This is a genomic window from Luteitalea sp. (assembly GCF_022842525.1).
GTDB lineage: Bacteria > Acidobacteriota > Vicinamibacteria > Vicinamibacterales > Vicinamibacteraceae > Luteitalea.
Map to the genome: position 1 here is coordinate 1 of NZ_JALHPM010000274.1, position 6253 is coordinate 6253.

General features: G+C 65.5%; 5 protein-coding genes. 2 read left to right on the forward strand and 3 right to left on the reverse strand.

Going from position 1 to position 6253, the window contains the following annotated elements; all coding sequences use genetic code 11:
• Positions 1 to 41: 41 nt before the first annotated feature.
• Positions 42 to 320 (reverse strand): NAD(P)-dependent oxidoreductase, encoded by a 279-nt coding sequence (locus Q0C41_RS28995; protein WP_291990093.1) that lies wholly within the window; start codon positions 318 to 320, stop codon positions 42 to 44.
• Positions 321 to 641: 321 nt separating this feature from the next.
• On the opposite strand from Q0C41_RS28995, the gene Q0C41_RS29000 reads away from it, so the two are divergent.
• Positions 642 to 1760 (forward strand): right-handed parallel beta-helix repeat-containing protein, encoded by a 1119-nt coding sequence (locus tag Q0C41_RS29000; RefSeq protein ID WP_291990095.1) that lies wholly within the window; start codon positions 642 to 644, stop codon positions 1758 to 1760.
• A 66-nt stretch (positions 1761 to 1826) separates the two neighbouring features.
• On the opposite strand, the gene Q0C41_RS29005 is transcribed toward Q0C41_RS29000, so the two are convergent.
• On the reverse strand, positions 1827 to 3479 hold the full coding sequence (locus Q0C41_RS29005) for a class I SAM-dependent methyltransferase (protein WP_291990097.1): 1653 nt from the start codon (positions 3477 to 3479) through the stop codon (positions 1827 to 1829).
• Between the two features lie 356 nt (positions 3480 to 3835).
• A complete protein-coding gene (locus tag Q0C41_RS29010; protein ID WP_291990099.1) occupies positions 3836 to 4780 on the reverse strand; it encodes a D-2-hydroxyacid dehydrogenase in 945 nt (314 codons plus the stop codon).
• A 56-nt stretch (positions 4781 to 4836) separates the two neighbouring features.
• On the opposite strand from Q0C41_RS29010, the gene Q0C41_RS29015 reads away from it, so the two are divergent.
• Positions 4837 to 6253: PQQ-dependent dehydrogenase, methanol/ethanol family (locus Q0C41_RS29015; protein WP_291990101.1), on the forward strand; the 1417-nt coding region annotated here is incomplete at its 3' end.

The window sequence follows — 6253 nt, forward strand, 5'->3', positions numbered from 1 at the left end:
GCGCTGCTGCCCGAGGCGCCGGCGGCGGCCGCGTCCGGCCGCTAGTAGCCGCGCTCGAAATCCACGCGGTGCAGCAGCGTCTCGCCGCGATGGAAGCGGCGGTAGTTCTCGACGAACACGCCGACGATGTCGGCCGGGAAACTCGGCGCCGACGTGTGGCTCGTGATGTAGGTGTTCGGCGTCGTCCAGAACGGCGACGACGCCGGCAGCGGCTCTTCGGGAAACACGTCGAGCACGGCGCCGGCCAGGCGCCCTTCCGTGAGCGCCGACACGAGCACCGCTTCGTCGATCGTCTTCCCGCGCCCCACGTTCACGACCACCGCACGGGCGGCAGCGTGGCCTCCCGGGCCTTCGGCTGTCCGATGTCCAGATTCGGCCGACCGTTCGGAATCACTACGTCGGCGGTTCAAACATTCACGATCAGCGTCGGCAAGCAAGCTGTTCTTCATCCCGCCCAAGGGGTCTCATGTCGGCAGAAAGCCGAACGACTCGAAGGACTTACAGCATCCAGGCACTCATGCCGCCGCGCTTGGCCCCGCGCTTGCAGTTCTGAGAATCACTCCCCCAGGCCCCAGGTCGCGATCGTCCACGCCGTCGCAGTCGTGAAGCAATGCCGTTGCTTCGCGCCGGGAGGAGTAGCCATGCAAGTGCCCATTCTTTGCGTTAGCGACGTACTTCGTCGCTCAGGCATATCCACGCTGGTTTTCGCTTTCGCCGCAATGCTTCTCGCCAGCGTGTCTGAAGTGCAAGCTCGCGCGTCGTGTCCGGCCGCAAGCCCGAACGACAGCGTGAGCGACGACGCCGCGCTGAACGCGTGTCTCGCGGCCGGAGGCACCGTCGACCTCTCTTCGGGGAGCCCTGGCTACATCGTTCAGACCGGGCTCTATATCGTTGGGCCGGTCGTCCTCGATGGGGGTCCGACCGGCGCCAGGCTGCTCGCGCATGCGGGCCTCGTCGGACCTATCCTGAGAGCGGGCTACAACTACTGGGGGAGTCCGCTGACTCCAGCGCCGCAGAACTTCACGATCAGAAGAATTCTTTTCGACGGCAACAGGTCATCCCGTTCATCGTCGCTCTGCAATCCACCTGCGGACAACAGGTATGGCTACAACGTGATGATCAATGGCTCTGGATTAGTCTTGGACCAGGTGCACTCCTTTCAGGCACTGTGCGGCACAGGCATGGAAGTTACGGGCTCGAGCTACCAAATCAGGAACAGTGCCTTCAACAACAATCGAGGAGACGGCTTAACCGCTGTCACGTGTACGAACAGCGTGATCGAAGACAACGCCGTCTGGGACAACGAAGACGTCGGCTTGGCCGTCGGAACCGGTGATGGAACCTGCAGCGTCGCTCGCAACCTCGTCGCACAATACACCGTCGCCGCACACGCCGGGCTCCTCGTGGGTTTCCATTCCGGCGCGAATGTCGTCAACAACACCGTCTATTCGAACTTCAATTTGATGAAGGTCGGACTAATGGTTGGCGGACACATTTGGAATGGAGGCTCCAACACCTTCGGGGCTGGCAACATTCAGTCCAACCATATCGAAGGAGCAGTCGTGCTGGCAGCGATCGACGGGATCAGCTCCGGCACCTTTCAGAACAACACCGGTGCAAACCGACAGGGCACCGCCTACTTCTCCAATTGCCCGAGCTTCATTGACGTTTACTCCGTGAACGTCGCCCACATCGGAACCGCCAGCGTCCAGCCTGGCTACGTGAACCGCAATCTCGACGCTTGTTTCCCACCTCCCTGATCGCCAAGCGCGACGGGGTGCCCAGCTTGCGTCCACTCCGTCGCGCCAGCCCTACGTGACTCAAGCCTACAGCTGAAGTGTCAGCGTCAGCGACTGATGGTCTTCGAACCAGCAGCGGAGTTCGCTCACAAGGTCAAGTCGCACGGCGCGGACGTCTGATGGCACGTCTGACGTATCCACACATAACGTCACGGACTGCCCGGGGAGGACGTCGTGCGGAAGGTCCACTCTGCGCCAGTCCCTGTCGAGAACAGCGCCTGCTGCGTCGAGAGACTGCACGCCTAGCCGAACCCAGCCACCGGCGCGAACAGGATTCGCCAGCCACACGGCGTCGCCAGTGTTCTCGATCGACGCCATGAGGACGTCAGGCGACGGCCGCTCCGCGATGCGAATGGTCGCAGACAAACGTCCGGGAAGCCTGCTGTCTGCTACTACGGCCGGTCCGCGAACGGTCAGGTATGCATGCTCGACACGAGACCCGGCGGTCGAGAACCAGGTCAATAGCTCGTCCACCGCATCGAATCTCAGACTGAACAGGCCTTCGGTGCGCGGAGCACGCATCTGAAGGACAACGCGTACCGTCTGCCCGGGCGGCACGTCATCCTCGAAGAACCCACGCGCGTAGTCGATATCGATAGGCCCTCCACCTCCGACCGGCCACAGCTGCGCACCAATGGTGACCGTGCCGCCCAGGTCGTGATCGTCGATATAGCGCCGATACACTGCGACCGATTCTGTGGAGTTGAGTATCGAGGAGGGCGTATCCTCCAGAAACGCCGCAGCGTAGTCGAGCGGAGTGACAGAGGCCGCGGGGTTGAGCGCCAGCCACAACGTGTCGCCGATGTTCGTGACGCGCAACTCGACTGAGAACGGTTCGCCCTGAGCGACCGCTTCAGGGCATTCCACCACTTCGATATCTGCGGCCAGGCGATGAGGCGACCGGGAGTCCCTCATGCCGCCCTGCAACTTCGTCAATACGATCAGCGCGTCGTTCCCGGTCCAGTCGAGTTCCCGGCGGCGATCGCTTTCGCGGAGCTGCTGAAACGTGTCTGGCGTGAGTTGATTGTCAGAGAGCGACGGAAGCGGTACAACGTAGCACGATGTGAATCCCACTTCTTCGGCAATGGTGCACAACGCTCGAGCGTCCACTTCGTCTTCGAGTACGCCCCAGTCATTGGCCTCCTGCCGGGCCTCAGCAGAGTCGGCGTGCCCTGGTCCGGGTTCTACGAAACAGGCGCGCCCACCTGAACGAAGCACGCGGAAGAGCTCCGCGAGCACCGTGCGCTTGTTTGGCACGTGGTGCAGGGCGTCGAAGCAGGCTACCCGGTCTATTGACCGGTCCTCAAGTGGGAGTCGAAAGCCGTCGTACTTGAGAAAACGTACCGCCCGAGCGTCAGGCGGCAGATTGGCCCTAGCGATGGCCTGGGCGCCGAGCGCTAGAGCGCGTTCCGACACATCAAGAGCGACGACGCGACAGCCGGCCTGCAGGAGAACTGCCGACAGCCAACACATACCGGCACCGAAATCGAGAACAGTGTGCAGGTGATTGTGATCAAGGTGATGCAGCAGATAGCCGAGCCTGGCGACGTTGTAGCCAGCCGTATGAAGCGGCACGAAGGGTTTTGCGAAAAGGCGCTCAGGATTCTCAAGATCGCGGAAGTACCTGTCCGCAGCTTCAATGTACGCGGCCATCGCATCGCGGTCGTCTGAATCCAACATCGCCGTCCCTCACTTTCTAACAGCCGGGCGAGGCATGTACCCGGCAGTCACGCCCCATGCTAGCCCAGGCGTCGGCACTGTCAAAAGGCTTGTGTGTCGAAGAAGCAGCGACAGGGCTCTCCGGTTGGCAGTCGTGTTGGCGTGGGGTTCGGTCGGCGAGCGACTATGAGTCGTCGTCGCGCAAGAAGCCGACACTCGCGCCGGGAGTGCGGGCGACACGCAGGGTAGGGGATAGGGGCCCCCAGAAGTGCTTTGGACGGCAGGACACGTCGCCGAGAGGCGCGAGTGACCGACGCGACTCATCGGAGCCGACGGCCGAATCCCACGTCAACACGACTGCTCAGCGGCGCGCTAGGCTAGTAGCCGCGCTCGAAATCCACGCGGTGCAGCAGCGTCTCGCCGCGATGGAAGCGGCGGTAGTTCTCCACGAACACGCCGACGATGTCGGCCGGGAAACTCGGCGCCGACGTGTGGCTCGTGATGTAGGTGTTCGGCGTCGTCCAGAACGGCGACGATGCCGGCAGCGGCTCTTCGGGGAACACATCGAGCACCGCGCCGGCCAGCCGGCCCTCGGTGAGCGCCGACACGAGCACCGCTTCGTCGATCGTCTTCCCGCGCCCCACGTTCACGACCACCGCGCGCGGCGGCAGTGCACCCAGCATCTCCGCATCCACGATCGCCGCCGTGTCGCGCGTATTCGGCAGCACGGCCACGAGGTAGTCGAGCTCGCGTGCGAAGGCCGCCTTGTCTGCGCCGTGGAAGTAGCGGTCCACATGGCGGCAGTCGCGGCTGCTGCGCGTGTAGCCGTGCACGCGCATCCCGAAATGTTTGCCGGTCGCCGCCAGATGCGCGCCGATGGAGCCGACGCCCACGAGACCCAGGGTCTTCCCCTGGAGCGTCCCCGGCAGCGTCGCGTCCCACTGCCCCGCGCGCTGCGATTCGAGCCGCTGGAACACCTTGCGCTCGAGCGCCAGCAGGTAGCCGAACACGTACTCGGACATGAGCGGCCCGAACACGCCGCGGATGTTCGTGAGCACGTAGTCGCGCCTGAGGGCCGGGTCGAGCATCGGCTCCACGCCCGCCCAGCTGAGCTGTGTCCAGACGAGGCGCGAGAGGTGCGGCAGAGCCTCCTTCACCCGGGCCGGGTCGCCGAGCAGCAGGTCGCAGTGGGCGCCGCGGGCCAGGCCATCGGCCACGTCGGCCGAGGCGACGATCGCCAGGTCGGGCAGCCCGGCCGCCTCGATACGGGCCTGGTAGTCGTCGGGGTGCTTGGTCAGGATGAGCAGGTGATGCAGGGCCATGCGGAGCCCCACTCTAACCCGTCTTTCCGGGCCGGGCTTGCGCTAACATGCGCCACATGCTGAGCCCGCTCCGCGCGTCCCTGGCCACGGCCGCCGCCCTCCTGGCCGCCGCCACGTCCATCACCGTCTCGGCGCGGCAGGCGCCACAGGCCCGCGTCATCGACGACGCCGTGCTGCGCGCGCCGGCACCCGGCGAATGGGTGAATCACGGCCGCGACTACGCCGAGACCCACCACAGTCCGCTCACGCAGATCGACCAGTCGAACGTGAGCCGGCTGGCGCCGGTCTGGTCGGTGGAAGTGGGCTCGCAGGGCAAGATCGAAACAACGCCCATCGTGGCCAACGGCGTGCTCTTCGGCACGTCGACCTACAGCGTCGTCTACGCGGTGGACGCGAAGACCGGCGCACTCAAGTGGCGCTGGGACCCGGCCCTCGTCAAGGGCGGCATCGCCGACGGCGCCGCGCGCTTCTGCTGCGGTCCCGTGAACCGCGGCGTGGCCTACTACAAGGGCCGCGTCTACGTGGGCCTGCTCGACGGCCGGCTCGTCGCCCTCGACGCCGAAACGGGGCACGTCGCGTGGGCCGTGCAGACGACGCCCGTGGGCAAGGACTACAGCATCACCGGCGCGCCGCGCATCGTGAAGGGCCGGGTCGTCATCGGCAACGGCGGCGGCGAGTACGGCGTGCGCGGCTTCCTCACCGCCTACGACGCCGAGACGGGCAAACAGGCGTGGCGCTGGTTCGTGGTGCCCGGCGACCCGTCGAAGGGTCTCGAAGACCGCTCGATGGAGATGGCGCTCAAGACCTGGAAGGGGGAATGGTGGCAGTACGGCGGCGGTGGCACGCCGTGGGACGGCATCTCCTACGACCCCGAGGCCAACCTGGTCTACGTCGGCACCGGCAACGGCTCGCCGTGGGCGCGCACGCATCGCAGCGTCGGCACCGGTGACAACCTCTATCTCTCGTCGATCGTCGCCCTCAACGCCGACACCGGCCGCTACGTGTGGCACTACCAGACGACGCCCGGCGACGACTGGGACTACAACGCCGCGCAGCAGATGATCCTCACGGACCTGACCATCAACGGCAAGCCGCGCAAGGTGCTGCTGCAGGCGCCGAAGAACGGCTTCTTCTACGTGCTCGATCGCATCAGCGGCGAACTGCTCTCGGCGCAGCCCTTCACCACGGTGACCTGGGCCACCCACGTGGACCTGAAGACCGGGCGGCCGGTCGAGACGCCGAACGCGCGCTACGGCTCGAAGGGCGCCCGGCTCTCGCCGTCGGCCGTCGGTGCGCACCACTGGCCGCCGATGGCGTTCAATCCGGCGACCGGACTGGTGTTCTTCCCCGGCCAGGACACGAACATGTACTACCAGGACGTGCCGTCGTTCTCGTTCCAGGAAGGCCAGTGGAACACCGGCACCGTGCGCGGCACGACCGCGAGCGCGGCCGCCGCAGCCAACCCCGGTGTCG